The sequence below is a fragment of the Streptomyces sp. MP131-18 genome (assembly GCF_001984575.1).
Classification (GTDB): domain Bacteria; phylum Actinomycetota; class Actinomycetes; order Streptomycetales; family Streptomycetaceae; genus Streptomyces; species Streptomyces johnsoniae.
The window spans coordinates 242,231-267,968 of sequence record NZ_LZNS01000001.1 but is presented as its reverse complement, the minus strand read 5'-3'; the positions used below and the strand labels follow the sequence as shown (position 1 = coordinate 267,968).

Below are 25,738 nucleotides of genomic sequence, written 5' to 3'. Positions count from 1 at the left end.
CGGTTGCCGATGACTTGGGTGTGTCGGCCATGACAGTCGGCAAGTGGCGCAAGCGGTTCGCGGAGTCACGGCTGGAGGGGCTGACGGACACCGACCGGCCGGGGCGGCCGAAGGCCGGTCTGTCTCTGAGTGATCTTGAACGGGAACAGCTGACACGTTGGGCCCGACGGGCGAAGTCCTCGCAGGCATTGGCGTTACGGTCGAGGATCGTGCTGGCGTGCGCCGAAGACACGTCGAACAAGCGGGTCGCCGGCCGGCTGGGGACCTCGGTGTCCACGGTGGCCCGGTGGCGGCGCCGGTTCGTTGAGCTGCGGCTGGAAGGTCTGGCCGACGAACTGCGGCCGGGCCGGCCACCGTCGGTCCTCCTCGACCGGGTCGAGGAAGTTGTCGTCGCCACGCTGGAGACGTCGCCGCGTGATGCCACGCACTGGTCGCGGGCGTCGATGGCCGAGCGGACCGGCCTGTCGAAGTCGACGATCGGACGGATCTGGCGGCAGTTCGACCTGAAGCCGCACGTCCAGGACACGTTCAAGCTGTCCACGGATCCGCAGTCCGTGGAGAAGGTCGTCGATGTCGTCGGCCTCTACCACCACCCGCCGGAGAAGGCGGTGGTGCTGTGTGTGGACGAGAAATCCCAGGTGCAGGCCCTGGACCGCACGCAGCCGGTCCTGCCGATGATGCCCGGCATGCCGGAAAGGCGCACCCACGACTACCAACGGCACGGTGTGACCAGCCTGTTCGCCGCGTTCGACATCGAAGACGGAAGCGTCATCAGCTCCCTTCATCGCCGCCATCGGGCCACGGAGTCCAAGAAATTCCTGGTCAAGACAGACAAGGCGGTGCCGGCTGAACTCGACGTCCACTTGATCTGCGACAACAACGCCACCCACAAGACGCCCGCGATCAAAGCCTGGCTCGGACGGCACCCCCGATTCCACGTCCACTTCACACCGACTGGTTCCAGCTGGATCAACCAGGGCGAACGGTGGTTCGGGCACCTCACCGACAAGCTCATCCGCCGCGGGACCCACCGATCGGTCCTGGCACTTGAGGCCGACATCCGCACCTGGATCCAGACCTGGAACGAGGACCCCAAACCGTTCACGTGGTCAAGAGCGCCGACGAAATCCTCAATTCGCTATCGAAATATATTGCCAGGATTTCCGGCGCAGGACACTAGTAGTGCTTGGTCAGGTGTGCTCGCTGGTGGCGTGTCCGGTTGAGGGGCTGTGTCGTTGACCGGTATGTGACACCTGAAGAACTGGATGAGGTCCGGTGCCGTCTGGAGGACTTCGCGGCGGATGTGTTCGAGCCGTTCGCGCGGGCGGATCAGCGTCGGTGGGGCGAGGTGTATCTGCGGGGACTGCTGCTGGACGGGCAGCGGAAATCGGTGGAGCCGATGGCGGCCCGGCTGGGTGAGGACGGCAACCGCCAGGCCCTGGCCCACTTCATCACCACCAGTCCGTGGGATCCGGCGCACGTGCGCGCCCGACTCGCCTGGAAGATGGCCGCGGCGATCAACCCAACCGCGCTGATCATCGGTGACACGGGCTTCCTCAAGGGCGGGGGTGCGTCTGCGTGCGTGAGCAGGCAGTACACCGGCACCGCGGGTAAAGTCACCAACTGCCAGGTCGGGGTCTCGCTGCACCTGGCCTCGAACAACGCTTCGGCGGCGGTCAATTGGCGTCTGTTCCTGCCCGAGAGCTGGGACACGGCCTCGGCGAAGGCCGACCCGGTCAAAGTGGCCCGCCGGGAGCGGTGCGCGATCCCCGCCGAGGTGGACCACGTCGAGAAGTGGCAGCTGGCCCTCGACATGATCGACGAGACGCGGTCCTGGGGCATCGACGTCCCGCTGGTCATCGCTGACGGAGGCTACGGGGACACCGCCGCCTTCCGGCTCGGCCTGGAAGAGCGCGGCCTCACCTACGTGGTGGGCATCTCCACCACGACCGCCGCCCAGCCCGAACAGGCACATCCGTGCACCCCCAACTACACCGGCCGGGGCCGGCCACTGGTTGCGGCCTACCCCGAGCCGGCGCAGAGGGTGAAAAGCCTGGTCATCGCGGTCGGCAAGTCTTCCGCGCGACCGGTGCAGTGGCGGGAGGGATCACGGCCGGGCAGCGGCCGCAGCGGACACAAGCGCATGTACTCCCGCTTCGTGGCCCTGCGGATCCGGCCCGGCGGACGCGAGATCCGCAAAGCCACCGCCGGCACCGAACTTCCGGCGCGCTGGCTGCTGGCCGAATCGCCCGCCGACCAGGACGAGCCCGTGCAGTTCTGGCTCTCCAACCTGCCCGAGACCACCCCGCTGCCCGTCCTCGTGCGCACCGCGAAGCTCCGCTGGCGCATCGAAAACGACTACCGCGAAATGAAACAGGCCCTCGGCCTGGCCCACTTCGAAGGCCGCACCTGGCCCGGCTGGCACCACCACGTTACCCTCGTCTCGGTCGCCCACGCCTTCTGCACCCTGCAGCGACTGAGCCGATCCCCAAAAGAGACGGCGCCGGCCTGAGCCTCTACCGAGTCGTCCGCGAACTACAACGACTCCTCGCGATCTGGACCGGCGTCTGCCCCACCTGTCACCGCGACATGCCAGACCCCGCACCAACATGACCAAGCCCTACCAGGACCTGTCGGCGAAACCTCGGAGAGACAGCGGCCGGGCGGGGCGGCATGGTTCCTTACGGAGAGCCGAGAACGAAAACGGAGAGAGGAACGGGAGGAATCCCCCCATGACGCCGAAGCCACCCATCACCGAGCTCGACGCCCGCTACAGCGCCGCGCTCAACCCGCGCCCGGGCGCGGAAAACGTCACCGCCACCGACTGGGACGAGGCCCAGCGCCGGCTCCGCGACGCCGAGGTCTTCTGGATCACCACGGTCCGCCCGGACGGCCGGCTGCACGTCACGCCGCTGATCGCCGCCTGGCACGACGGGGCGCTGCACTTCAGCACCGGGCCCGGCGAGCAGAAGGCGAAGAACCTGGCCGCGAACGCCCACTGCGCCCTCACCACCGGGCAGAACACACTCGCCGGCGGCCTCGACCTCGTGGTCGAGGGCACGGCGCAGCGGGTGACGGATCCGGCCCGGCAGGACGAGGTCATCGCCGCGTTCGAGGCGCAGTACGGGGACCACCTCACCTCGCCGGAGGGGGTCTTCCACGGCTTCGGCGACAGCATCCGCGACGGCAAAGACCTGCTCTTCGCGGTCACCCCCGGCACGGCGTACGGCTTCGGCCACGACGGCCAGGTATTCAGCCATACGCGCTACACGTTTCCGTAGGCCCGGACGCCCCGGCTCGACCGACGAGTCCCGACCGATGAGCCATCAACGCGTACCGCCACTGCGGCGCGGACTGACGGCGCGAATGCACCTGCCGCCGCCCTCATCGGGCGGGTTCAAAACGGCCGGGCCTAACGGAACCAGAGCAGTGCGGGGCACGAAATCAGCAGGACGAGGGCGCCGAGGGCCAAGCCGGTCAGCGGCGACAAGCGTGAGTTGGCTGTGCCGCGCAACCGCCACAGCACGGCGGCGCCGGTGAGTACGGCAACTGCCGCTACCAGCGCGGCAGGACGAAGATCAGGAAGACGCCGCCGTAGCCCTGGAGGACGACATAGGGAATCCAGCCAAGCGTCGAGGCCAGGCCGAGGCGCAGCGGCCATCGATCCGTCGGCCAGGAGGGGATGACGAGTCGGTCGGGGGTGTCCATGAGTGACCGTTCTGAGACGCTCAACGGTGCCACACCGCACCGCCTGCACCGCCGGGCAGCAGTACACCCAGGCCCGAACCTTCTTGACCTGGGCGTACTGCGCTCTCACCTCGCGCGCTGACGGTCCTCGGGCCACGGGTGGGCCCCATGGCGACGGCCGCGCACCGCCGCCTGGCCGGTGATGCGGCGACGCAGCCACCACATCCACAGCACCAACGGGGTGGCGACAAGCCCCACCAGCAGCGCCAACCACCAGCTGACGCCGTCACCGGAGAAGCGCCCGATGAGCACGGTGACCACGTACACGCTCACGACGATCAGGACATTCCGCGTTCTCTTCGACGGGTTCGTCCGAACCCGTTACCCACTCCGGGACTGTAAAACGAGCGGCCCTGTCTCACATTCGGTGGTGACGGAGAGTCGTGACGGTCGTTGACATTCCTGTGAAGGATGTCAACGAGCTTGTGCGGACGGTGTTTTCGGGTCTGTCGCCGCTGGTCATCGATAATGTGGCCGATGAGGGGGAGCGGATCGTGGTGCGGGCGAGGACCCCGCAGACGACTGCGGTCTGTCCGGTGTGCGGGGCGTCGTCTGGGCGGGTACACGGATATCCCCTGCGGCCGGTGGCCGACGTGCCGGTCGACGACCGCCGGGTGGTAGTCCACGTGCGGGTGCGGCGCTTGGTGTGTCCTACGCGTGACTGCCGACAGACCTTCCGCGAGCAGCTGTCCGGAGTGCTGGAGCGATACCAGCGCCGCACCGCCCGTCTGACCAGGCATGTCAAGGCCGTGGCCAAGGAGTTAGCGGGCCGGGCCGGGGCCCGCTTGCCGGCGGTACTCGCGGTGGGCGTCTCGCGTCACACGGCCCTGCGCACCCTGCTGAGCATCCCGTTGCCCACCGGGCGGAGACCCCGCGTGATCGGCGTCGACGACTTCGCTCTGCGCCGCCGGCACCGCTATGCCACCGTGGTGATCGACGCCGAGACCCACGAGCGGATCGACGTCCTGCCCGACCGCACCGCCGACACCCTGGAAGCGTGGCTACGCAAGCATCCCGGCATCGAGGTCGTCTGCCGCGACGGCTCGGCGACCTATGCCGAGGCCATCCGCCGCGCCCTGCCCGACGCGGTGCAGGTCGCCGACAGGTGGCACGTCTGACACAACCTGTGCGAAGCGGTCTCAGAAGGTGTTTGGAAACTCGGATCATCGCGAGTCGCGCGGGATACGTACCCGCTTTGAGACCGTCGCCCGCGAAGTCGGCGTCTCCTGGTCCTGGCTCTACAGCCAGCAGCCGGACCTGCGAGCCGAGATCGAACGTCTGCGAGCTCGGCGCCGTCCCATCCTCCAGCCCGCGCGGTCCCTGACCGGCAACGGGCCTCCGACGCCTCCCTGCCGACTATGTGCGGCACGGCACCACCAGTTTGTTCGCCGCGCTGGAGCTGTCCAGTGGTGCGGTGATAACCGAGCATCACCGTCGCCACCGGCACCAGGAGTTCCTGGCGCACGGGAGCACAACACCGCCAACAGGCATTTATCACTCATTTATTGCCATGCAGTACCGTCTATGCGGTCATGAAGTCATCGACCAACGCGCCCAGCTCAACCAACATGAGAGGAAGTCATGGCAAAATTACGAAACGCCATCGTGGGGGGTGCCGCCCTGATCATCGCGATGACGCTCAGCAGTCCGGCGCAGGCGAACTCTGTCGACTACGACAACGCCCGCCCTGCCGATTCGCCAGCAACCCAGGCGTATCCCCCCAACTGCGAAGAGGCCGTCGACTACGCGATCATTTCGCGTGGTGAGGCATGCTTCCACCGTAACGGCGACAAGTTTGAGGTGTGGGACAACGAGAGTGATGGCCTGCGCGTTGTCGTCGAGTGGTACACCGACTACGGCCGCGAAGGAGAGTGTCATCACACTGGCGGAGCAGGCGCCGAGCTCTGGTGTAATTACGACATGCGGGAGGGTGGAGAACTGAAGTTCCGTGTCGTAACCCGCAACGGCGCAAATCCGCCGAACCACCACGAGAGCGTTGTGTCCAGGTGGCTGGCGATTGGCTAACCTCTCGTTCACCGGCTGCGGCCCCGAAGCCCTCACTGTCCGGCATGCAGGGCGGTGGAAGCGTCAGGCCGCCTGGGTGAGCTGGCTCGGTATCACTGTCGGCCTCGTGGAGCGTCGACGGGTGAGGCGGCGGGCCATGAGCGTGATCGCCGCCCAGGTGATCAGCGTTTCGGAGTGCTGTACCAGACGCTCGTAATCGCGTGCGTGGCGGCGGGCGTGCATGAGCCATGCCAACGAGCGCTCCACGACCCAGCGGCGGGGAAGGACGACGAAGCCGCTCGCATCCCGGGGGCGGGAGACCGTCTTGATGGTCAGGCCGAGGAAGGTCTTGGCCCAGGTGACGAGCGTTCCGGCATACGCGGTGTCGGCCCACACGGTGGTGATCTCCGGGTGCATCAGCCGCAGCCGGAAGAGGACCTCCTTGGCCGCGTCGCGGTCGGTCATGTCGGCCGCGGTGACCATGACCAGCAGCGGCAGCCCTTTGGTGTCCACGACCAGGTGTCTCTTGCGGCCGTTGACCTTCTTCGCCGCGTCGTAGCCGCGGGTGGCCCGGCTGACGGTCTCGGCCGCCCGGATGCTCTGGGAGTCGATGACAGTGGCCACCGCCCGCGGCGCACGGCTCATGCCGAGGCGGACGCGGCGGCGGAGCTGGTCGCGGATCTGTCCCACGATGCCGGTGGCGGCCCAGCGGGCCATGAAGCCCCAGACAGTCCGCCAGGGCGGGAAGTCCACCGGTAAGGCTCGCCACTTGCAGCCGGTGTCCACGACGTAGCGGATGGCGTCGACGATCTCGCGCCGGGGATGCTTCTCCGGCCGGCCGCCGGTCGGGCGCTCGCAGGCCGGCGGTGGGAGGAGGGGTTCGATCAGGGTCCACTCGGCGTTCGTGGTGTCCGAGGGGTAGCGGCGGCGACGCATCGAAGCGGAGGGCCTTCCGGACGATAGGGCTGCCCGGCGCCGGCCCCAGGTCGGGGCCCCGGGCGGTCAGGAGCTGGTGATGAGGTCGAGGGTGGATTCGATGGAGTTGAGTTGGGCGACGATGTGCCTGATCCACTTGTCGCCCAGGTGGGCCGCGGCGTGCGGGGCGATGGTGCCGGTGATGAACCGGCGGAAGGCGGTGAGCTTCTCCGCCAGCACGGCCCGCTCGTATACCTCCAGCGCGGCCTGATCGGCGCCGAGTTGGTAGCCGTTGGCCAGATCAGCGGTGGCCATCCCCGCTCGGCGATCGTGTCGCGCAGCGCGGCCAGCCCTGCCCGCACCTGGCTCGGGGACAACTCGCTGGCCCGGACCAACTGGGGGAACAACAGCCCGGCCGGGCGGGCCTCGAAGAGCAGGAACCGGATGGTGTCCGCGTGCCGTAACGCGGCTTCTCCCCGGCGCCGTGAGGCGCGGGGCATGGCTATTCGCCCCGCAGCAGGCGGGCCAGTTCGTCGTCCATGTCGACCTTGCCGGTGTCGATCGCCTGCTCGATCCAGTCGAGCGTGGCCCGCACCCGCGCGACGTTCTCGTGCACGATGGTCCGCTCGTCCTGACCGAGCTGCCGGTCACGCAGGCCGGGAACGACGCGACCGGCGGCGGCCACGAAGGAGTGGCAGGCGGTCACCAGGTCCAGGAACTCCACCGACCGGTCGATCCGGCGGACCGCCGGGGCGACGGGGCTGGTGTCCTCGAAGTGCTCGCGGGCTTGCCGGCTCCGCTCGGCCTGGGCATGGTTGACCTGGAAGCGGGCGGTGTCGTCGCTCATCGCCTTGAACGCGACGTCCGGACGACGCAGCAGGCCGGTGGCCGCACTCGCCCCGCCGCGCCCGGGAGCGCGGCGGGGCCTGGCGGTCAGGCGCGGTTGCGGCCGCCGATGCTGAATGCGATCACTGCGGGGTGCGGTGGAGACGCGAGCCTCGGCCACCTCGGTCGTCGCCAAGGTGCTCACGTGTCCGTAGCGGGGTACGGCGCGCGGTCCGATCAGCCCGACCAGCCGGGGCCGGCAGTTGGCGGTGCGTGACGGCGGTGGAGGCTCCTGTCATTCACCCACCAAACGATCGACGTACGCGAGCGTGCCGAAGCCCAGTTCGTCGAAGCCGCCGCTGTTGGGCGAGTAGTCGCCGCCGCCGCCCTCCGGGGAGTTGGCCCCGGAAATCTCCTGCATGTTCGGGCAGTCCTGCTCCAGCCGGCCCCAGTAGTGGTGGAAGACCCGTTCCCAGACTGGGCGCACCTCGCTGCGGCCGCTTTCGGAGATGACGGTGTGCTCTTGGCCCTCGCAGTTCGCGTAGGTGGTGAACGGCACGTCGTCGTAGCCGAGGTTGTACCGGGCCACGTACTCGCAGGCCTTGCGGAACTTGTAGTCCTCGGCGGCGTAGAGGTCGACGCCCTGGTTCCAGGCCATCTCGCAGAGGGTGCCCATCAGCCCGATGCCCATGATGCTGTGGGCCTGGTCGCGCCCGCTCTCCTGCCACTGGGCGAGGCCGACGTCGTCGTAGACGAAGGGGATCGCGTTCGCGATCGAGCCGGTGCCCACGCCGTTGTAGAAGTAGTCCACCGCCTCGTCGAACTGGGCCTGATCGTCGCGCAGGATCCCAATGGCCATGATCGAGGCCATGTTGCACAGGTCCCAGTTGGCCCAGTAGTGGGTCTCGCAGGTGTCGTTGTGCCTGACCAGGAAGTCGGTGTTCAGCGGGTAGAAGACGTTCTGCATCAGGTCTTGGAACCGGGCCAGGTCGAAGCCCTCGTAGTCGCGGATGATCTCGCCGACGTTGGCGAACTGGTACCCGTAGATGCCTGACGCGAGACGGGAGTCGGAGGGGATGGTGTCAATGACCTGCAGCGTCTCCGACCACGCGTTGCAGATGTCTCGCGCGGTGTCGCCGTGAACGGTGTCGCCGGTGATCTTCCAGCGCAGCGCGTTCTGGTACGCCGCGTGGATGTCGTTGTAGAGGATCGGGTAGTTCTGCGGCCCTGAGCCGCCGGTGCCGCGGATGATCGTCTCCTGCGGGTTGGGCGCCCAGCTCGCCGCGGAGTGATCGTTGGCGGTGAGCCGGTTCCAGCCCGCGAGCCATGGCTCGGTGCCCGCGGTCACGTGCTCCGCCATCCGGTCGAACGCCTCCTGGGTGTGGAGAATGCCGGGGTGGGTGAACGTCTGGAGCGGCCGGGTGGCCTGCCGCGGCGCGGCGGTGCCGGTGGCGCTGACGGCCTGGCTGGCGTAGGCGGCGCCGGGGATGGCCAGGGCCCCGCCACCGAGGACGGCGGCCTTCAGGATGCGGCGGCGGCTCGGAGTCTCCTTGTCCGGGCGATGCATGCCCTGCATGAGAGTCCTCCTTCGGTTGTGGGGGATTGCGGGGTTGGAGGCACGTCCTGTGTGCCACTCCCATGATGGCGGCGATTATGGAAAAGGTTCTCTATGAGGTCGGGATTTCGAAAGCTTTGCGAGGCTTTCGTCGCGATGGCGCAACAGCAGAGGGGCGGAAGTCGCGTGGTAGTCGGGCAACCCGCCAGGGAGGCGGGCGGCTGAGGCGTCTGACATGCCAACGGTGCCCGGTGGGGCCGTGGCGGGGGGCCGGCCCCCACCCCGCGGACCGGTGGTCGCCAGGCCATCGGGTCAGTCGACCGTGACTCGGTGGGGGCGCGCACGTGACGGACGAAGGTGTCCGGGCTGTTCGCCTCCCGTGTTGAAGGCGTCCAGGTCCTCGATGCTGCCGGTGGGTACTTCCTCCCAGTGGCCCAGGATCGCCTTCATGCCAGGCTTTGGCAGCCGGACCGGCCGGTCATGCTCTCAAGCTGCTGCGGCCGCCGGTCATCTCGCCGGCACAGGACCATCCACCGTCCTGCTTTGCCGGGGAGAATCAGCTCGCTCACCGGAGGAAGCCTCCCGCTGTCGCGCTGTCCACCTTGTTCGCCGACGACCAGGGTTTCCGATCAACAACTCATGGTCGTGGGTACCGTGATGTACGTCCTGCCGCCGCTGCTGTTCTTCCTCATCGCCCAGCGCGGCCTCATCGCCGGCCGCTACACCTCTGGCATCAAGTAACTCCTGCGTAAGCCCTTGACCTACCATCACACGGACACGACTCTGTAGAAAACGGTTTCTGGAATACGTTTTCTGGAGGAACGCCTCATGAGTATGCCAGTCACCCGCCGCACCACGCTCACGGCCGCCGGTGCCGCCGCCGTCGCCGCCTCCGGCACCGGCCTCGTGGGCGCCGCGCGCGGCGCCACCTCGGCGGCAGACGTGTCCGGCACCGACGGCAACAGAGTCGTCACCCACCCGACCCTGCCGAGCGTGCCCCTCAACAACTCCTTCACCGTCAAGGTCCGCCCGGCCGGCGGCACCTGGCAGACGCTGGACGTCTACCGGGTCAGGCTCGCCCACATCAACGCCGTCACCGGCAGCAACCCGTTCGAGAATTCCTCCCTGGCCGCCTTCGACTTCTCCGGCGCCGTCGAGGTCGAGGTCACCTACGCCATGGGCGGCTTCGAGAAGGTCCGCATCCGCCCCGACTCCTACGCCATCACGCCCGAGGTACTGGGCAGCACCGCCCACTTCACCCTGGACCGACCCCGCACCATCATCGTGCAGGTGGACGACAAGATCTTCGACTGCCTGCACCTGCTCGCCAGCCCGATCGAGCAGGACCCTCCCGCCGAGGGCGACAGGAAGGTCATGTACTTCGGGCCCGGCCTGCACACCCACGCCGACAGAGTGCTGCGGGTGCCCAGCGGCACCACCGTCTACCTGGCCCCCGGCGCCGTTCTCACTTCGCGCGTCATGTTCGAGGGGGTGGAGAACTGCCGGCTGATCGGCCGCGGCGTGCTCTACAACTCCGCCGCCGGCGCGATCTCCATCCGCAACGCGGAGAACGTCACGATCGACGGCATCACGATCCTCAACCCGCGGTACGAGAACGTCAGGGTCGGCGAGTCCCGGAACCTCACCATCAAGAACCTGCGCGCCTTCAGCCACCAGGGCTGGGGCGACGGCATCCAGCTCTACTGCTCCGAGAACGTCACCATCGACGGCTGCTTCCTGCGAACCTCCGACGACAGCATCGCCCTGTACACCCACCGCTGGGAGTTTTACGGCGACACCCGCAACATCACGGTCAAGAACTCCACGCTCTGGGCCGACGTGGCCCACCCGATCAACATGGGCGTGCACGGCAACGACGACCCCGCCGCCTCCGAGGTGCTGGAGGACCTGAACTTCGAGAACATCGACATCTGCGACCACCGTGAGCCGCAGGTGATCGCCCAGGGCTGCCTGGCCATCAACGCCGGCGACGGCAACCTCGTCCGCGACGTCAGGTTCGACAACATCCGCGTCGAGGACTTCCGTTGGGGCCAGCTCGTCCACATGCAGGTCTCCTTCAACCCAGCGTGGAATCAGGTTGCCGGCCGCGGCATCGAGAACGTCTACATCAAGGACCTCACCTACAACGGCACCCACGCCGAAGTCTCCATGCTCATCGGCCTCGACGCCGACCACGTCATCAAGGACGTCACCTTCGAGAACCTCCGAATCAACGGCAGGGTCATCCGCGACAGCGGCGGCAAGCCCGCCTGGTACCTGACCTCCGACGGCGTGCCCATGTTCGTCAACGACCACGTCCGCAATCTGCGTTTCCTGACGACCGAGGAGGCGGCAGCCCAGTAACTCCCCTGACCCGCCCCGGCTTCCTCGGGCTGTCAAACCAGTTACACCACTCGTTTGACAGCCCCACAACCGGCTTCCGCGCGTCACCGCCGACACCGTCACCCTCGACGCCGACTCCGACACCGCAACGGACTGAAACCAGACACACCTCCGCCCCGACCCATGGCAGTTGGGTCGGGGCGGAGGTCGTTCAGGCGCTGATCGCGGTCTGGCCGCCATCCTCGAACGAGGAGATCACGTCGACGAGCTCGGCGTACACCTGCTCCAGCAGCGGCCGGTCATCCTCCGTGTACACGGCCACCTTGTCGATCCGTGACCCCGCCGGTCCCGGGATCTTCTCCGGGCGCCGGCCGTGCACCTTGAAGTACCGGTTCGACACCCGCGCCAAACGACGACTGGAACGACCGATCCTCGCGCGCCTGGGCTGCACACCCGCGACGCCGCTCCGCTACCCAAGCAGTCGCCCACGACCGTTCCCCCCGCGCCTGGGCTGCACTACACCCCGCCGGTCCCGGGCTGGTACCAGCTCACCGGCGAGACCAGTTTCGAGGGCTCGTCGTCGGGGACGTGGCGCGGCGCCAGCTGGCTGTTCAACGGCACGCTCCCGATCGGGGGCACCAGCAAGCCCATCGGCAACACCACCGCCAGCACGCCCGTCACCGTGGCCGCGCGGAGCGTCCCGGTCCAGTTCGACGGCGCCGCCGATGCCATCCAGTTCGCCCCGTTCCAGAACTCCGGCGCGACCATCCCCACCGCGACGGGCTTCGCCCGGCCGCACATCGCGATCTACTACGCGGGCCCCGCGTAGCCCCACTCACGCCACCCCGGAGCCGCCCTGGCCGGGGCTGACCCATGTCTGGAGGTGGCCGCGTGGCCACACCACTATCGGCCGCCAAGCTGGTGAGCGCGCTGAAGGCGGAGGGCGTCAAGGTCAGGGAGTACCGGTCGTGGCGCACGCACAACCGGAATCACGTCGGGTCCTGGGGCCCCGTTCACGGAGTGATGATCCACCACACCGTGACGTCCGGTACCGAGTCCAGCGTGGACCTGTGCTACGACGGGCACTCCACGCTTCCTGGGCCGCTGTGCCACGGCGTCATCGCCGACGGAACGGTGCACCTCGTCGGGCACGGCCGGGCCAACCACGCCGGAAGCGGCGACCGGGACGTGCTGGACGCCGTCATCGCCGAGCGCGCGCTGCCGTCGGACAACCAGGCGAACACCGACGGCAACCGCCACTTCTACGGCTTCGAGGCCATCAACCTCGGCGACAACAAGGACCCGTGGCCGCCCGCACAGGTCGAGGCCATCGTCCGCGCCTCCGCCGCGATCTGCCGGGCGCACGGCTGGGGCAAGCAGGGCACGACCTCGGTGATCGGGCACTCCGAGTGGCAGCCAGGCAAGGTCGACCCCCGCGGGCCCGGCATCACCATGAACGCGGTGCGCAAGCGCGTCGCCGAACGACTCCGGCACCCCGCCGACTGGTCACCCGGCGACACCCCCGAACACCCCGAGGAGGACGACGACATGGGACGACTGATCGATGCGGCCATGACTCGGCCGCTCACCATCCGCGACGAGGGCGTCTGGGTCTCCATCCCCGGGGACACCATCTACGGGGAGACGGCCATCGCCAAGGGCACCTACTCGTTCGCGGGCGCCCGTGAGCGGTACCGGGTCGAGGTCGACCTCCACGCCATCGGGCTCACGCCGACCGGCGCGATACAGCTCCGCGTCGTTGAAGAGGACGGTCGCAAGCTGCCCATCCGGGAGATCCCCGGCACCGCGAAGGGAACCTATGGCGGTGCCGGGCGCGAGGGCACCGCGCAGTCCCGGCCGAAGCTGCTGCTGGCCTGGCACGACGAGAACGCCGAGCAAGTGGTTATCGAGCGCGTGGAGATGCACGGGCAGGCGTGGCCGACGTGACCGCCCCCGACCCACTGGCGGTGGCCGTCGAAGTCGACGGCGTGATCCACGCCTACTCGCGGGGCTGGGCGGACGGAACGATCTACGACCCGCCGGTACCTGGCGCCCTCGACGGCCTGCGGCGCCTCATGGAGCACCGTGCCGTATTCGTGTTCACCAGCCGCGATGTCGGCCAGGTGACCGAGTGGCTCACCGGGCGCGGGTTCACCTGCCGCACCGGCTACGACGGCACGTTCTGGAACGAGCGCGGGACGCTGCTCGTCACCAACCGGAAGTTGCCGGCGGTCGCCTACGTGGACGACCGCGCCGTGCGGTTCACCACGTGGCCCGACACCCTCACCATCCTCGGCGCCGACTGACGAACGGAGAACTGACCTCATGACGACGTGGACCTTCTGGCGGGCGACGCTGGAGCGCGCGGTGCGCACGGCGGCGCAGACCCTGGTGGCGCTGCTCGGCGCCGACGCCGTCGACTGGCTGTCCGTGGACTGGCCGGCGGCACTGGCGACCGCAGGCGGCGCCGCCCTGCTCGCGGTACTCACCGCGATAGCCACCCCCGGCGGGCCCGGAGCGACGGAAACGCCCACGCCCACGCGCGACGACCCGCTCGCCGGATGGAGAGCGAGCCGCCCGTGACAGCCGAGCAGATAGCCCTGTGGGCCGGGGCCGCAACGGCCGTGTGCGCGCTCGGCGCCGCGGTGTGGCAGGCCATCCGCGCGGTAGTGCGGATCGCCGGGCGCATGGATGAGGTGGTGGACGACTGGCGCGGGCAGCCTGCGCGGCCAGGTGTCCCGGCCCGCCCCGGAGTGCTGGAGCGACTGGGGCGCATCGAGGAGCGGGTGGCCGCGGTCGAGTACGAACTGCATCCCAACGGAGGGGCCAGCCTCCGGGACGCTGTCAACCGCGTGGACGCCCGCACGGCGCGCATCGTCGACGGGGGTGTGTAGATGTCGCCGGACGTGCGGCCGGCCTCGACGGCTCCGCCCGCCCCCCCCCGCTGGCAGACGCGGCGACGCTCGCGCAGCACGGTGACGGCCCTGACATTGGCGGCGGCCAGCCGGAATCCCCAACGTCACCCTGGATCGCGCACGAGTAGGTGCCGCTGTCAGACCCGCGTTCGACGCCCCCCTCTCGCCGCGGCGAGAGGGGGGCGTCGAACGCGTTGGGTCCGAGCAGACGTTCACGCACCGTGGTCTATCGGTGGGGGATCCGGTACCAGACGGTTCTAGGCGGACAGTCCGGTACCAACCACAGAAGAAGCCCTACTCAGCGTGAAGTCATGTCCGATACAACCCCGTTGGGCTCGCCTGGACATCAACAGGCAGTCACCTGGAGGGGGTATGGTTCTCTCTACGGCCCGTCAGATGTGCGAGCCGTCACATAGATGTGCCCCCGGCGGGTGCAACCGCCGAGGGCAAGAGACCAAGGGTGGTGCCTCGTGTCTATACCTAACAGTAGCCTGCTCCAGCCTCCCGACAAGCCGGGGGGCGGTTTCGATATCGGAACATTCATGTTCCACGGTGACCCGGTCACTGTCCTGACCGACACCCGTGGCAACTGGGCTGTGCTCGGGCAGCTCTGCGCGAACCTCACACTCGACACCAACGGCCAACGGCAGATGATCGAGCGAAACGCCTGGTCAACGGGACGGACGTGTGTAACGCACGTCCGTATTCCCGGCGACGATCGAGTGCGAGCCCACTTCCTTGTGCACGAGCGCATCGTCATGATGTGGCTAGCCAACGTCACTGCCAGCCGCATCACCGACGAGTCCAAGCGGAGCAAGATTGAACTCGCCCAGGTGGAGCTCGCCGACGCGCTCTACCAGTACGTGAACGCCCGCCGGCCGGTCAGGGAGCCATCGAAGCTGGAGCTCGCCCGCGACCTGGTCGAGGCGCTGGAGGCCCGAGAAGCCCTGGAGCAGGCGAATAAGGTCTTGGCGCCGAAGGCCGGCAAGTGGGACGCGTTCATGAACGCGGACGGCCTCATCGGGATGACGGAGATCGCCGACATCCTCGGTACGAACGTCCGCACGCTGACCGGGTGGCTCGTCGACCGGGGCATCTTCCGGAAGCAGATGTCGACCCACGGAGGTAACCGGAACCTGCCGCGGACCACGTTCCAGAACTCTGGGCACTTCGCGGTGAAAGTCGAAAAGAGCCGTGGCACCAAGTACCCCGTGGCCTACGCCACGTCCGAAGGCATCGACATGATCGTCGACCTCTGGAGCCAGCAAAACGCGGCCTAACCTTCCCACTGCGCCCCGCCCCGCCGTGATGGCGGGGCGGGGCGTACGTTGTGCGGTCACTGCCACCCCGCGGTCAGGTTCTTGGCGTCCACCAGATAGCGACGCTCCTTCCGGGACGCGGAGCGGACCAGCGTCGTCTCTCCCACAAGCTGCCAGCGCTTCCAGTAGACGGCGCCGCCGTGGTTGTCCCCCATGCACGAGCAGGTGCAGTCATCGCCTGCCGCCTCCTCGCAGCGGGTGTCGCACCTCTCCGTCGTCGAGAACTCCAGAAAGACGTCGACCTCGCCGAACCGATCGACGAGGGCAGCGATTACCGGCTTGAGATGCTGGCGCGCGATCTCCCAGCATCGCTCAGCCTTGTTCCGTTCAGGGCGGATGCGGGTCCCGAGAGCCTCCTTCAACCAAAGGCAATGCGAGCCCCCTCCCACGGCATCCACACCCAGTTACGAGTCTCGTCGCAGTTCCGCCGCACATACGGTCGCTTCACCCGGCCCCCCACGGTCGCCGACTTGCTCCACCATCCCTGCCCTGCGGCGCCTGCGACCGAAACTGGCAGGATGCCTGAGCGCCAGCACACCCTGGATAGCATGCCATATCGAGGGCGAAAAACCGGTACAATTGGCTATGCTCAGCTGAGAGTTGACACACGCGGCCGACACCGCTCCTGCGACCTACGACCCCGCGACCCTCGCCGTTCTCCATGCCATGGAGGAGGCCGCTGAGAAGCACCTCGACGCGATCCGCCCCCACAACACCAAGCGTGGCTACGCCAACGACTGGGCGCTGTGGGAGGAGTTCCACGACTGGCTCGGCGAACGCACCGGCCACCGAATCGCGTCGACCAATGTCACCAGGGGCACGCTCGTCGGGTTCGTCGTCTGGCTCGACACCATCAAGCTCGCCGCCCCCAACAGCATCGACCGCCGCATCACCGGCGTCACCGTCACCGCACGCAGCCTCGGCGTCGAAGTCCCGAAGGAAGCCACGGTCGCCGCCCGCAAGGCGCTCAAGCCGATGAAGGCCGACCCCGAACGCCTCGGGCGGGGGCGTGGCAAGGCCGCCGCCGCGACGCCAGAGCAGCTGCGGCAGATGGCAGCCGCCGTCCCCGACAGCCTCACCGGCCTCCGCGACCGCGCCCTGTGGCTCCTCGCGTTCGCCGTCGCTGGGCGGTCTGCCGAGGTGGCCGCCCTGCGTGCCGACGGAATTGTCCAGGTGAGTCAGGGGCTCGATGTCCATGTCCCCAGCGTCAAGGGGCGCCCTGCCCGTGACGTCGTCGTTGGCTACGGCAAGAGCCCCGACACCTGCCCTGTCCGCGCCTGGCTCACCTGGCGAGCCGCCGCCGACATCATGAGGGGGGCGGCCTTCGTTCCGATCGACCGGTGGGGCAACCTCGGCGACACCGCCCTGTCCGCGGCAGCCTGCCGCGACATCATCGCCCGCAACGCCGAACGCGCCGGCCTCGCCGTCCGACTCACCGGCCACAGCATGCGGGCCGGGTTCATCACCACCTCCCGCGTCGCCGGGAAGCGCGAAGAGAAGATCCGCGCCCAGTCCGGCCACGCCGCCAACTCCCCGGCGTTCTGGGGGTACATCCGCGAAGCCGACCGCTGGATCGATGCGGCGAGCGAGGACATCGGGCTGTGAGCACCGCCGCGCAGATCGAGGAACCACGCGCGTGTCGCACCTGCGGCAGCGTGAAGCCCGCAGATGACTTCTACCAGCACCAAGGCGGCAGAAGGGTTCACTGCAAGACGTGTATGCGGCAACGAGACAAGGCTCGATACCGGGACACCAACGGCAAGGATGCCGTCTTCGACAAGAGCCTTCGACGCCTGTACGGCATCACGTTGGAGCAGTACCAGAGCATGGTCGAGGAGCAGGGGCAACGCTGCGGCCTATGCGGCGAGCAGCCCGACACTGCCAAGCGGATGCATGTGGACCATGACCACGCGACCGGACAGATCCGTGCCCTGCTTTGCCACCACTGCAACCTGCTACTCGGGAACGCGAAAGACTCGATAGTCCGTCTCCGACAGGCGATCGCCTACCTGGAGCGTCACCAGCACCAGCGCCAGCTCGGTGAGAACCGGTAGCCGTCCCGCCACTGCGCGTGCGATCCTGCGGCCATGAGCCCGGAGTTGGCGGTCATGGCTGCGGGGCTGCCGCGCGGGGTGCGGCTGGAGCAGGTCACCGCAGCGGTGCGAGTGCTGACAGACCCGGACGGCCCCGGGGAGCCGTGGGACGCCAGCACGATCGCAGCAGTGCTGCCGCTGATCGTGGAGCACGCCGCGGGCGGCTCCCTCGCCGCTGCCGCGACGACCGCCCGCTGGCTCGCCCACCTCGCAGACTGACGCCCCGCCGATCCTGGGCGGGGCGTCAGGTGCGTGCGGGCTTAGACGACGACCGGCCCGCGGTAGTGCCACACGAGCGGGTCGCCGTCGGGCTCGGGATCGTAGTCCGCCCGCGGCTCCCGCCTGCGGGCCCGCACCACCGCGGACACCACCTGCCCGTCCGGCAGCGTCAGCCACACCACCGGGCCATCCGGCCGCAAAGCGCCGCCGCCGCCCACTACTCCCACGCCGTCGGGCCACCACCCCGCCACTCGATCGACGCGTCATCCCCCAGCCGCACCTCATCCAGCGTGATCCCCGCCTGCCGCAGCAGCCGCAGCAGCTCCCCCAGCCCCCGCGCCCGGCCCAGGATCGCGTCATCCACACGCACCCGCCGGCCACCCCCACTCGGCGGGTACACCACGATGCGAGGACGGGCCATGAGCCCAGGCTGCGGCCCGGGGCAGCGCGGCGCTACCCGGGTGACGCGGACGGGGGATGCTCCGGCAACAGCTCCCGCGGGGAGACGCCGAGCGCGTCCGCGATGTCGAGCAGCTGGTCAATGGTGAGCGTGGTGTGCCCGTTCTCCACGCGAGAGATGGTCTTGCGGTCGATGCCGGTCAGGTCGTCCAGGCGCTCCTGGGTGCAGTTCGCCCGCAGTCGCGCCTCCCGGATGCGGGCGCCGACGGCGAGCCGACGGAGGTGGAGCGGGTCGGGCGGAAGAGGCTGAGGCGGCACACCGCCACGTCAGCCGACCAAGATCATGAAGGCTGTACCCGACCAGGTGCATTTTTGGATCATGAGAAACGGGTGTGATGAGCGCACATCGTCTCGTAGAGTGGTCTAAACCGGCCAGACTGGCCAGTATTCACCCCCCAGCGCGCCGGGGCTGCTCGGGATGGCCCCCCTCTGGCTCCGGCGTCGAGCGGCCCCCTCGCGGAGAGGGGGGCCGCGCTGCTTGCCGGGAGAGAACTGGGAGATGATCTTGCCGGGGGGACCCCGAGAAACACCGCCCAACCCCGAGCAACGCAACGAAAAGAGGCTCTGCCACAGGCTAGATAACCTGCGGCAGAGCCAATTCACCGTGTCGGGACGGCGGGATTTGAACCCACGACCCCTTGACCCCCAGCACGTCGAACCAGAGGTTTGGCCAGGTCAGGCACACGATAGGAAGGCGAGGAGAGCCTCCTCGGGTGCGTAACGCGCAGGTCTGCGCATGTCGTGTGGTCCCCAGATGGTCCCCAAGAAACGTCCGTCGGATCCAAACAACTCGCTCCCCACGTCGCAATATTCGAGGCGGCCCCGACCTTTAGCCATGCGGCCCAGGACTTGACGCCCGGATATGCCGTGGCGGGAATGAATGCCTGATCTCGGTCAGGCGCTCAGTTGGCGCTGTCGAGGCTGACTTACCTGCCAGTTGGTTCACGTGCACGAGCGACTCGCCTGAACGGGCCGGGCGTCGTCAGTCGCGGGAAGCCGAAGTTCAGGATGACCCGGTCCGGGGTGCTTTCCGCTGCACGGGAGGCGTGTCACGGCGGACGTAGGGGGCTACGTGACGTCAGTTGGGTCAGCGTTCGTTTTCCAGAGCGGTGTTCAGCCCGTAGGCGCCTGATAGCGAGAGCAGGTCGATGATGTCCAGGCACCGAGTTCTTAGTGCGGGCGGATTTTGGCGGTAGAGACGGAGTACCGTAGAGACTAGATGATGGCCGTCCGCGGCATGGTGGGTTCTGATGTCTCCGAGTTCCCTGCCTGAATTCTGGATGATGCGCTCGCAGGCATCGATGGCCACGACAGGCAGAGGCGCAGTGTGCTCGTAGAGCGCAGAGACGAGATGCTCAAAGTGCTCGGGAAACGCCTGGCTGTTAAGGAAAGCTCTGACGAGTTGGTCGGCCTGTGCAGGAAGCAGGTCGAAGGACTGTCTCATGCCCAGGGCGGCGTTTTCGCGGACCTTGGCGTCGTCATCGCTGAACAGAGGGATGAGGTGTGGGTAGTGGTCGATATGGTGCGCGAAGACCGCCGCCGCGCCGCGGCGGGCAGTGTCGCTGAGTTCTTGCACATCCATGGGAAGCCCTGCGGTGAGGCATCCCTGGATGGCGACAATGGCCCAGGTCTGTCCTGCGAGTTCGGCCGCTCCTTGAGTGCCTTGGAGCGCGCGGTTGAGGTGGGGGGCGAAGCGCGAGCGATCGCGGACCAGGGCGTGGATGAGCAGTTGTTGGGTGGTGGGGGCATTGTGGACATTGGTGTCCTGGTGGGTCAGAAGCTGTTCAGCGATGTCGAGCGCAGTCTGAGGATCGTGGTTGAGCAGGGCGAGTACGGCTTCGGCGGCGCAGGTTCGCACGGCGAGCACGGGATCGTTGGCCAGACGGGTGACCAGAGGCGTCAGCATATGCAGGTGTCGGCTGTCGTGGAAGAGCAGGGCGGCAACGGTGAGTGCCACCTGACCTCGGGTGGCGTTCATGCCGGCGGTCAGTAGATCCGTCCGCGTTCCTTCGGCATCGGGGTCGCGGATGTCGTGCTCGGGGTGAGGGTCTGTGGTGTAGCTGTCGAGGGCTGGAAGCAGAGCAGAAGTGAAGTGCTGTGGGGCCGACTGCAGAGTGCGGCAGACCGTGGACGCAGCCTCGGAGCGGAGGGCCCGGTGTGTGTGAAGGAGCAGTTGTTCCCAGCGCTCGGTGTCCAGGTGGGGCGTGACCGATCCCACGATTGCGCTGAGGTAAGCGGCTGGTGAGCCCGGGCCGAGAGTGAGGGCGAAGTCGGTGAAACGGTGGGGTTCCTGTTGCGCGCGGCTGCCTAGTGTTCGGGCGAGTTCGTGGACTCCGCCTCGGCGAGGCCAGAACTGTTCGGGCTGGGGCTGAGCGTACTTGTCCAGGGCGCGGCGCCACTGGTTGTCGGTCATGTGCCGGGCCGCATGGTCGTTGATCGGCGAGCCGATGAACTCGGTCTGGATCGGTTTTGGTGGCGACGGAACCCGGCCGGGGAATTTGCGCTTCCATTCGTCGAGCCGGCGGCGTACCTCTTCGCTGCGGCGAGAGGGGCAGATCGCCGACAGGAGCTCGTACTGGGACCAGCCCCATGCACTGGCCTGCCACTTCTGGCGTTGGCGCTCCCATGTCGGGTAATAGCCGAGCAACACGGTGACCAGGTGATCCAGCGTCTCGTTCTTGCAGTGCGGCGTGGTGGTCTCGATGAGTTCACGTGAAGCCCAGCCCGGGCTGTCCAGCCACCCCAGTCTCAGGTTGCGCTGATCGGTCAGGAGCCAGGCGATCGCCTCATCGGGCTGTTCCATGGCAGTGTGCAGACGGCAGGTGAGGAAGCGCAGTTCCTGGACCAGCGAGACGGTCAGTCGTCGCAGAGCGCTGTCAGCGGCAGCCGGGGCGATCTCGGGCAAGGAACGTAGTGCCGTGTCAAGGGCAGCCAGCAAGGCCGTATCGACGCTATGGCCGCCCACGTGACGGTAGGCCCAGCGGCCACCGAGCCCGTGAGAGCCGGTGCGGTCCGTATTGCCAGCGGTGGCCACGTCGATGACAAAGGGCAGAACCTGGTCGACGTAGGCTTCCGGCTCGGCCTGCGCAATGCGGGAAAGGACTGTATCGGCCACCTGGGAATGCGTGGACAAGTGGTTGGAGGCGAAGGGGTCGCCGGATCCGTTGGCGCGCGCACGAGCGAGGTGACGGCGTAGGTAGGCGCCGACAAGGCGCGCGGCGGGAGCAGGATCGGTCTCGGAAAGGCCATAGAGGAGCGACCAGAAGTCGCTGTTGACCGCGATCGGCCCCCGAATCTCGTCCGCGTGCCCGTACTCGATCAGATCGGCGGCAAGAGCGACGATTTCAGGCGTGAGTGCCCACTCGATCAGCGCCACCAACCTGCGCTGCCACTGCGAGGTGGTACCCACGTACGGGCGCAAGAGTTCCGCAGCACGCTGGGGTCGGTGCCGCGCGACGGACAGTAGCTCCCCGAACGCCGCATCGGCGGTTGTTCGTGTGCTCAGCCAGCGTTCCCACCTTTGCCCCTTGTCGGCCGCGTCGAACCACTGCGGCCGGGCCAGCAGACTGCGGACCTTACCCGCCACGGGGGCTTGGCTCCAGGCGACCGGTTCGATGGCCTGCCAGTCCGGCAGCTCGGCGTCGAGCTGCCCGAGCACCGTGAGGATCACATCGTGCAGGTGCGCGCGGATCCGATCAGACCCCAGGAGCCGGGCCACCGTAGTGCGGAACCGTTCACCGTCCGTGCCAGCGAGGTGCTCGAGGATCTGCCGGGTCTGGGCCCGCCGGAACAGGTACTGGCCGGAAGTGGCCAGAAAATCGTGGATGTCCTCCCGCTTGGCGACGAAGGCCCGGGCGAAGAGGAAATCGAAGTAGGTCTCGTGGAAGAACCCGATCTCTTCCGCGTCGCGCACCAACACGCCATGCGACTCCAAAGCCCTGACCTGCTGACGGGGAAAGTCGTCGAGCAGGGCGACCGTGGCCTGGAGTTTCTCGGTCTCGCTCATGTAAGCGCATAGCGCCCCGGTGATCCCGGCCCAGTCCAGTGCTCCGAGCTGCTGCTCGACTCTCTCGCGGACCTCATCGGTGTAGCGCGCGTACAGCTCTGGCAAAGTCCGGTATGAAGCCGCGCGCGCAGAGGGTGACAGGCGACTGAAGACCGACAGGTGCAAGGGAGTCCGCAACAGCTCCAGCGTCACCGGCCCTAGGCTGTCGGGATCCGTGCCACCGGCGGCTAGGACCGTGCGCACGTGCTCCAAGTCGAGAATGCTGAGGGGGAACCGTTCTGTCCGGGCGTGGTCGGTCACTAGTTTCGTCAGCCTCGGATCGTTATGGATGTCGACGCTGCGGGCGACCAAGAGCACCTTGACGGTTGGGGCGGCGGACAGCTGCGCCAGCACGTCCTCAACCGCCTCGTAGGCGTCCGACATCCTGCCGCTGTAAGTGCTGACCGCATCCAGCTGGTCGATCAGCAGCAGGGCTGGGTCCCCGTCCGCGACCCCAGCCAGTAGCACCGCTGGTGAGTCGGGCAGGGACATCTTGGCCCCAAGGTCCATTGCCGTTTGCATGCTCGGATCGGCGCCATCCATGCGGACCGCGGCCACCGGCCATCCTCGCGCGGAAATCCGGGTCAGGACATCGGCGACGACCGTCGACTTCCCTAGACCGGCACCGCCCTCGCAGACAACTACCTGAGGGCCATCCTCCGCCACCAAGCGCTGGTACAGCTGCTCCGCGTGCGGGCGAGCGGCCATCCCGAACTCAGGCGTGTCCCGCCGTACACGCCGCACGAAGCGCTCTACGGTCCCGGCCAGGGCCTCGAGCGTTCCAGCATCACCGGCCAGCAGACGCGGGCGCACGCCTGGCACAGTCAGAAGGCGGCGGCGGATTTGCGGGCCGCTGAGGCGCTGGTGAAGGTGCTCGTCGAGATAGCCCCTCAACTGCTTGACGATGACCTCTGGATCCCCGACGAACAGCAGCTCATAGGCCGAGGTCACCAAGCGGCGTAGGGTCTCCGGAGGATGGTGCTCCACGTACACAGCCTGCAGGTACCGCCAGCCAGTCTCCCGGTCGACCGGTACCCCGTTCACGGACCAGTTCCCGAGTGCCTGTACGAACTGGGGAAGCTGTGCCCTGGTGATGATCCCCTCGAACTCGGCGAGCGTTTCGGCCGCCCGGGCACGTTGGGCAAGTTCATGCAGCTCGGGAGCTCCTGTGGACAGCACGAGACGGACCTTCTTGCCCGCTGCAAGATGACCCATGACCGCCTTGAGGATCTTCCCTGCAGCGTCCAGGCTCCAAGCCCTCTTCGAGGGAACGTCCTTCACCTGCTCGCACCAGGTGCTATCGGCCTCCTCGATCTCGAACTCGATCCCGGCGCCCGCAACCCCCAGGGGCTCCAGGCGGATCCGCGACGCCCGTCCTCGCAGCAGGTCCGCCACTCTCAGCGCGGTCCACCAGTCCTCGTACCGGTTGCCCGCCTTGTCCGCAGCCCCGCCCCGTAGCCCCACCCGGCCTCACTCCCTCCCCACGCAGGCCCAACCTTTAAGGCCCTGAGTTCCGCGACTCTATCTCTCCTCACCGACACTCCCGCATACCGGAAGAACACAATCCGCTCCTCCTTGGACACGCAGATCCGCCACAGGCGCCGACGGTCCCGCAAGCTCGGAGAGATTTAGGTGACCAATCCACCCAGGAGTCGAAAGGGGGATGCGGCTTGTGGGTTGTTTCGAAGCTCTGGGCGTTTGCCTGATTGCCTGTGGCCAGGACGTTACTTGGCCGCTCTACCTGGCGCGGGTGGTGTTGCGCAGCGGCACCGGCCTGGGCACGGGGGTGGGTCGTTGGTTGTTGAGGTGGTTGGTGAGCGACGTTCCGGCTTTGTGGAGGGAGCGGAGGTCGGGGTGGAGGTAGCGCTGGGTGGTGGTGAGGGAACCGTGGCCGGCGATGAGGCGCAGGACGTGAAGGGGGATGCCGGCGTCGGCCATCCAGGTCAGGCCGGTGTGGCGCAGGTCGTGCCGGCGGAGGTGTTCGTATCCGAGGCGGGTGACGACTTCGTCCCAGTGGGCGGCGTCGCGCAGGACGGCGGTGGTGATGCGTCCGCCCCGGGGGCCGCGGAAGAGGCGGGCGTCGGGGTCGCCTCCGGAGGTGAGGAGGCGTTCAGCGATGAGCGGGCGGACTTCCTCGATGAGGGGGATGCGGCGGGCGCGTTTGCCTTTGGTGCCTTTGTCGATGAGGCCGCCGGGTGCGGTGGTGGTCTGCCTGCGGACGGTCCATATCCAGTGGTGGGTGTCGATGTCGCCGGCCCGGACGCCGGACGCTTCGCCGATGCGTGCTGCGGTGCAGGCCATGAAGGTCACGACGTCTCCCCAGCCGCGGTAGTTGTCGGCGGAGCGTTCGACGAGTGCGTCGGCGAGGCGGGTGAGGGTGGGGAAATCGGGCAGGGCGAGGGCGCGGGGGTTGTCGAGTTCGTCCTCGTGCCGCTGGTACTGGCTCTGCCAGCCGGTGATGCGGGCCGGGTTGCGGTCGATGATGCCGTCACGAAGGGCCTGTTCCATGACGCGGACCAGGACGGCGAGGCTGTTCTTGACGGACGAGCGGCTGATGCCGTCGGCGATCCACCCGTGGACCACCCGGTCGACGGCTCCGTAGGTGACCATCTGCAGCGGAAGGTGCCCCATGGCGGGGACGACCCGGCGGCGCCACCCGGCGAGGTAGGGGGCGTGGGTCTTCTTCTCCAGCCCGCGCAGGGCCAGTTCCATATTGGCCTGGCCGTAGGCGGCGAGTTCGGCGGTCGCCGCGTCCGGGGCGATACCGCGCCTCGCTGCGCGGAGCAGCGCGTCGAGCCATTCCTGGGCCTCCGGTTCGGTGGCGTGGGCCTCCGACTTGGAGGTGCGGCGCCCGGTCGCGGGGTCGACCCACCGGACCCTGGCCCGGTAGGGGGTGGGGCGGTCGGGGCGGTACTCGACGTCCGTGGACAGGTCGATGGCGAGCGGTATGCCTTCGTGCTGGGCCATCAGGCGGCGGCCGCGGGATCGGTGCGCTGGTCTCGCAGCCACTGCTCCACGTCCGGGACGCTGTAGAGGGTGACCCGGGGCGAGATACGGACGAAGGGGGGCCCTGGGGCGGCTTGGCGGTACGCCAGCGGCGCAGGCTGGAGGGATCGATACCGATGAGCGCCGCCACTTCCTCCGTGGTGTACCAGCCGGCGTGCAGTAGCCCCGGCGCATCGTCGCCTTGCCCGCGCCGCGAGCCCGACGTCTCGAAGGGCTCGGTATACGCGAGTCGGAAATGGCGCAATTGTCTCTCCCGCCTGCCAATGCTGTGCGAATGGAGAGGCGAGATTAGA

At 68.0% G+C, this 25,738-nt stretch carries 23 protein-coding genes and 4 pseudogenes; 15 read left to right on the top strand and 12 right to left on the bottom strand.

Annotated features, from left to right (window positions below):
* Positions 1-29: 29 nt before the first annotated feature.
* The 3 genes and pseudogenes from STBA_RS01375 to STBA_RS01365 all read left to right on the top strand — a co-directional run bounded on the left by STBA_RS01375 (position 30) and on the right by STBA_RS01365 (position 3,281).
* Positions 30-1,180: pseudogene (locus STBA_RS01375) on the top strand (IS630 family transposase).
* A gap of 66 nt (positions 1,181-1,246) precedes the next feature.
* Positions 1,247-2,512: an IS701 family transposase gene (locus STBA_RS01370; protein WP_077057479.1), complete on the top strand. Its 1,266-nt coding sequence runs from the start codon at positions 1,247-1,249 to the stop codon at positions 2,510-2,512.
* Positions 2,513-2,732: 220 nt separating this feature from the next.
* Positions 2,733-3,281, top strand: a complete 549-nt coding sequence (locus tag STBA_RS01365) for a pyridoxamine 5'-phosphate oxidase family protein (RefSeq protein ID WP_077057478.1) — start codon at positions 2,733-2,735, stop codon at positions 3,279-3,281.
* A gap of 274 nt (positions 3,282-3,555) precedes the next feature.
* On the opposite strand, the gene STBA_RS37530 is transcribed toward STBA_RS01365, so the two are convergent.
* Together STBA_RS37530 and STBA_RS01360 are read right to left on the bottom strand one after the other, a co-directional pair.
* Entirely contained in the window at positions 3,556-3,708 is a 153-nt protein-coding gene (locus STBA_RS37530) for a hypothetical protein (RefSeq protein WP_171987614.1), read from the bottom strand.
* Between the two features lie 105 nt (positions 3,709-3,813).
* Positions 3,814-4,020 (bottom strand): hypothetical protein, encoded by a 207-nt coding sequence (locus STBA_RS01360; RefSeq protein ID WP_077057477.1) that lies wholly within the window; start codon positions 4,018-4,020, stop codon positions 3,814-3,816.
* A gap of 125 nt (positions 4,021-4,145) precedes the next feature.
* Here STBA_RS01360 and STBA_RS01355 point away from each other — a divergent pair.
* Positions 4,146-4,862 (top strand): annotated as a pseudogene (locus STBA_RS01355) (ISL3 family transposase); the annotation flags it as partial.
* Between the two features lie 466 nt (positions 4,863-5,328).
* A complete protein-coding gene (locus STBA_RS01345; RefSeq protein WP_143659401.1) occupies positions 5,329-5,772 on the top strand; it encodes a hypothetical protein in 444 nt (147 codons plus the stop codon).
* Positions 5,773-5,835: 63 nt separating this feature from the next.
* Here the strand turns inward: STBA_RS01345 and STBA_RS01340 are convergent, their stop codons facing one another.
* From STBA_RS01340 to STBA_RS01325, 4 genes and pseudogenes are all read right to left on the bottom strand, one after another.
* On the bottom strand, positions 5,836-6,687 hold the full coding sequence (locus STBA_RS01340; RefSeq protein WP_077057475.1) for an IS5 family transposase: 852 nt from the start codon (positions 6,685-6,687) through the stop codon (positions 5,836-5,838).
* Between the two features lie 66 nt (positions 6,688-6,753).
* Positions 6,754-7,166 (bottom strand): annotated as a pseudogene (locus STBA_RS01335) (RacP protein).
* A 2-nt stretch (positions 7,167-7,168) separates the two neighbouring features.
* Positions 7,169-7,561, bottom strand: a pseudogene (locus STBA_RS01330) (DUF6192 family protein); the annotation flags it as partial.
* A gap of 225 nt (positions 7,562-7,786) precedes the next feature.
* The gene (locus tag STBA_RS01325) at positions 7,787-9,067 is read right to left on the bottom strand and encodes an alginate lyase family protein (protein WP_253194482.1); all 1,281 of its coding nucleotides are present in this window, start codon (positions 9,065-9,067) and stop codon (positions 7,787-7,789) included.
* An 807-nt stretch (positions 9,068-9,874) separates the two neighbouring features.
* Here STBA_RS01325 and STBA_RS01320 point away from each other — a divergent pair.
* The 7 genes from STBA_RS01320 to STBA_RS01290 all read left to right on the top strand — a co-directional run bounded on the left by STBA_RS01320 (position 9,875) and on the right by STBA_RS01290 (position 15,584).
* Positions 9,875-11,410: a glycosyl hydrolase family 28 protein gene (locus tag STBA_RS01320; RefSeq protein WP_077057473.1), complete on the top strand. Its 1,536-nt coding sequence runs from the start codon at positions 9,875-9,877 to the stop codon at positions 11,408-11,410.
* A gap of 352 nt (positions 11,411-11,762) precedes the next feature.
* A complete protein-coding gene (locus STBA_RS36990) occupies positions 11,763-12,218 on the top strand; it encodes a hypothetical protein (RefSeq protein ID WP_143659400.1) in 456 nt (151 codons plus the stop codon).
* 62 nt (positions 12,219-12,280) lie between these two features.
* Positions 12,281-13,336, top strand: a complete 1,056-nt coding sequence (locus tag STBA_RS35410; RefSeq protein ID WP_079251635.1) for an N-acetylmuramoyl-L-alanine amidase — start codon at positions 12,281-12,283, stop codon at positions 13,334-13,336.
* On the top strand, positions 13,324-13,695 hold the full coding sequence (locus STBA_RS01305; RefSeq protein WP_077057471.1) for a hypothetical protein: 372 nt from the start codon (positions 13,324-13,326) through the stop codon (positions 13,693-13,695). The genes STBA_RS35410 and STBA_RS01305 overlap by 13 nt, the downstream gene beginning before the upstream one ends.
* Before the next feature lie 19 nt (positions 13,696-13,714).
* A complete protein-coding gene (locus tag STBA_RS01300) occupies positions 13,715-13,972 on the top strand; it encodes a holin (RefSeq protein ID WP_077057470.1) in 258 nt (85 codons plus the stop codon).
* Positions 13,969-14,283: a hypothetical protein gene (locus STBA_RS01295; RefSeq protein WP_216355898.1), complete on the top strand. Its 315-nt coding sequence runs from the start codon at positions 13,969-13,971 to the stop codon at positions 14,281-14,283. Before STBA_RS01300 ends, STBA_RS01295 begins: the two co-directional genes overlap by 4 nt.
* A gap of 491 nt (positions 14,284-14,774) precedes the next feature.
* Positions 14,775-15,584 carry a phage antirepressor KilAC domain-containing protein gene (locus STBA_RS01290; RefSeq protein WP_216355897.1) on the top strand — a complete coding sequence of 270 codons (810 nt, stop codon included), beginning with the start codon at positions 14,775-14,777 and terminating at the stop codon, positions 15,582-15,584.
* Positions 15,585-15,640: 56 nt separating this feature from the next.
* Here STBA_RS01290 and STBA_RS01285 read toward each other — a convergent pair whose 3' ends face one another.
* On the bottom strand, positions 15,641-15,985 hold the full coding sequence (locus STBA_RS01285) for a hypothetical protein (protein WP_216355896.1): 345 nt from the start codon (positions 15,983-15,985) through the stop codon (positions 15,641-15,643).
* 238 nt (positions 15,986-16,223) lie between these two features.
* On the opposite strand from STBA_RS01285, the gene STBA_RS01280 reads away from it, so the two are divergent.
* The 3 genes from STBA_RS01280 to STBA_RS01270 are packed head-to-tail and all read left to right on the top strand — an operon-like array spanning position 16,224 to position 17,935.
* On the top strand, positions 16,224-17,228 hold the full coding sequence (locus STBA_RS01280) for a tyrosine-type recombinase/integrase (protein WP_077057467.1): 1,005 nt from the start codon (positions 16,224-16,226) through the stop codon (positions 17,226-17,228).
* Positions 17,225-17,677 (top strand): endonuclease domain-containing protein, encoded by a 453-nt coding sequence (locus STBA_RS01275; RefSeq protein ID WP_079251633.1) that lies wholly within the window; start codon positions 17,225-17,227, stop codon positions 17,675-17,677. Before STBA_RS01280 ends, STBA_RS01275 begins: the two co-directional genes overlap by 4 nt.
* A 33-nt stretch (positions 17,678-17,710) precedes the next feature.
* Positions 17,711-17,935 (top strand): hypothetical protein, encoded by a 225-nt coding sequence (locus tag STBA_RS01270; protein WP_143659399.1) that lies wholly within the window; start codon positions 17,711-17,713, stop codon positions 17,933-17,935.
* Positions 17,936-17,976: 41 nt separating this feature from the next.
* On the opposite strand, the gene STBA_RS36985 is transcribed toward STBA_RS01270, so the two are convergent.
* From STBA_RS36985 to STBA_RS01250, 5 genes are all read right to left on the bottom strand, one after another.
* On the bottom strand, positions 17,977-18,162 hold the full coding sequence (locus STBA_RS36985) for a hypothetical protein (protein ID WP_143659398.1): 186 nt from the start codon (positions 18,160-18,162) through the stop codon (positions 17,977-17,979).
* A complete protein-coding gene (locus STBA_RS01265; RefSeq protein WP_366510713.1) occupies positions 18,153-18,305 on the bottom strand; it encodes a hypothetical protein in 153 nt (50 codons plus the stop codon). The genes STBA_RS36985 and STBA_RS01265 overlap by 10 nt, the downstream gene beginning before the upstream one ends.
* An 83-nt stretch (positions 18,306-18,388) precedes the next feature.
* The gene (locus STBA_RS01260) at positions 18,389-18,652 is read right to left on the bottom strand and encodes a helix-turn-helix transcriptional regulator (RefSeq protein ID WP_077057465.1); all 264 of its coding nucleotides are present in this window, start codon (positions 18,650-18,652) and stop codon (positions 18,389-18,391) included.
* Between the two features lie 829 nt (positions 18,653-19,481).
* On the bottom strand, positions 19,482-23,834 hold the full coding sequence (locus tag STBA_RS38535; RefSeq protein WP_253194481.1) for a hypothetical protein: 4,353 nt from the start codon (positions 23,832-23,834) through the stop codon (positions 19,482-19,484).
* A gap of 342 nt (positions 23,835-24,176) precedes the next feature.
* The gene (locus STBA_RS01250; protein ID WP_077057464.1) at positions 24,177-25,406 is read right to left on the bottom strand and encodes a site-specific integrase; all 1,230 of its coding nucleotides are present in this window, start codon (positions 25,404-25,406) and stop codon (positions 24,177-24,179) included.
* Positions 25,407-25,738: the final 332 nt, after the last annotated feature.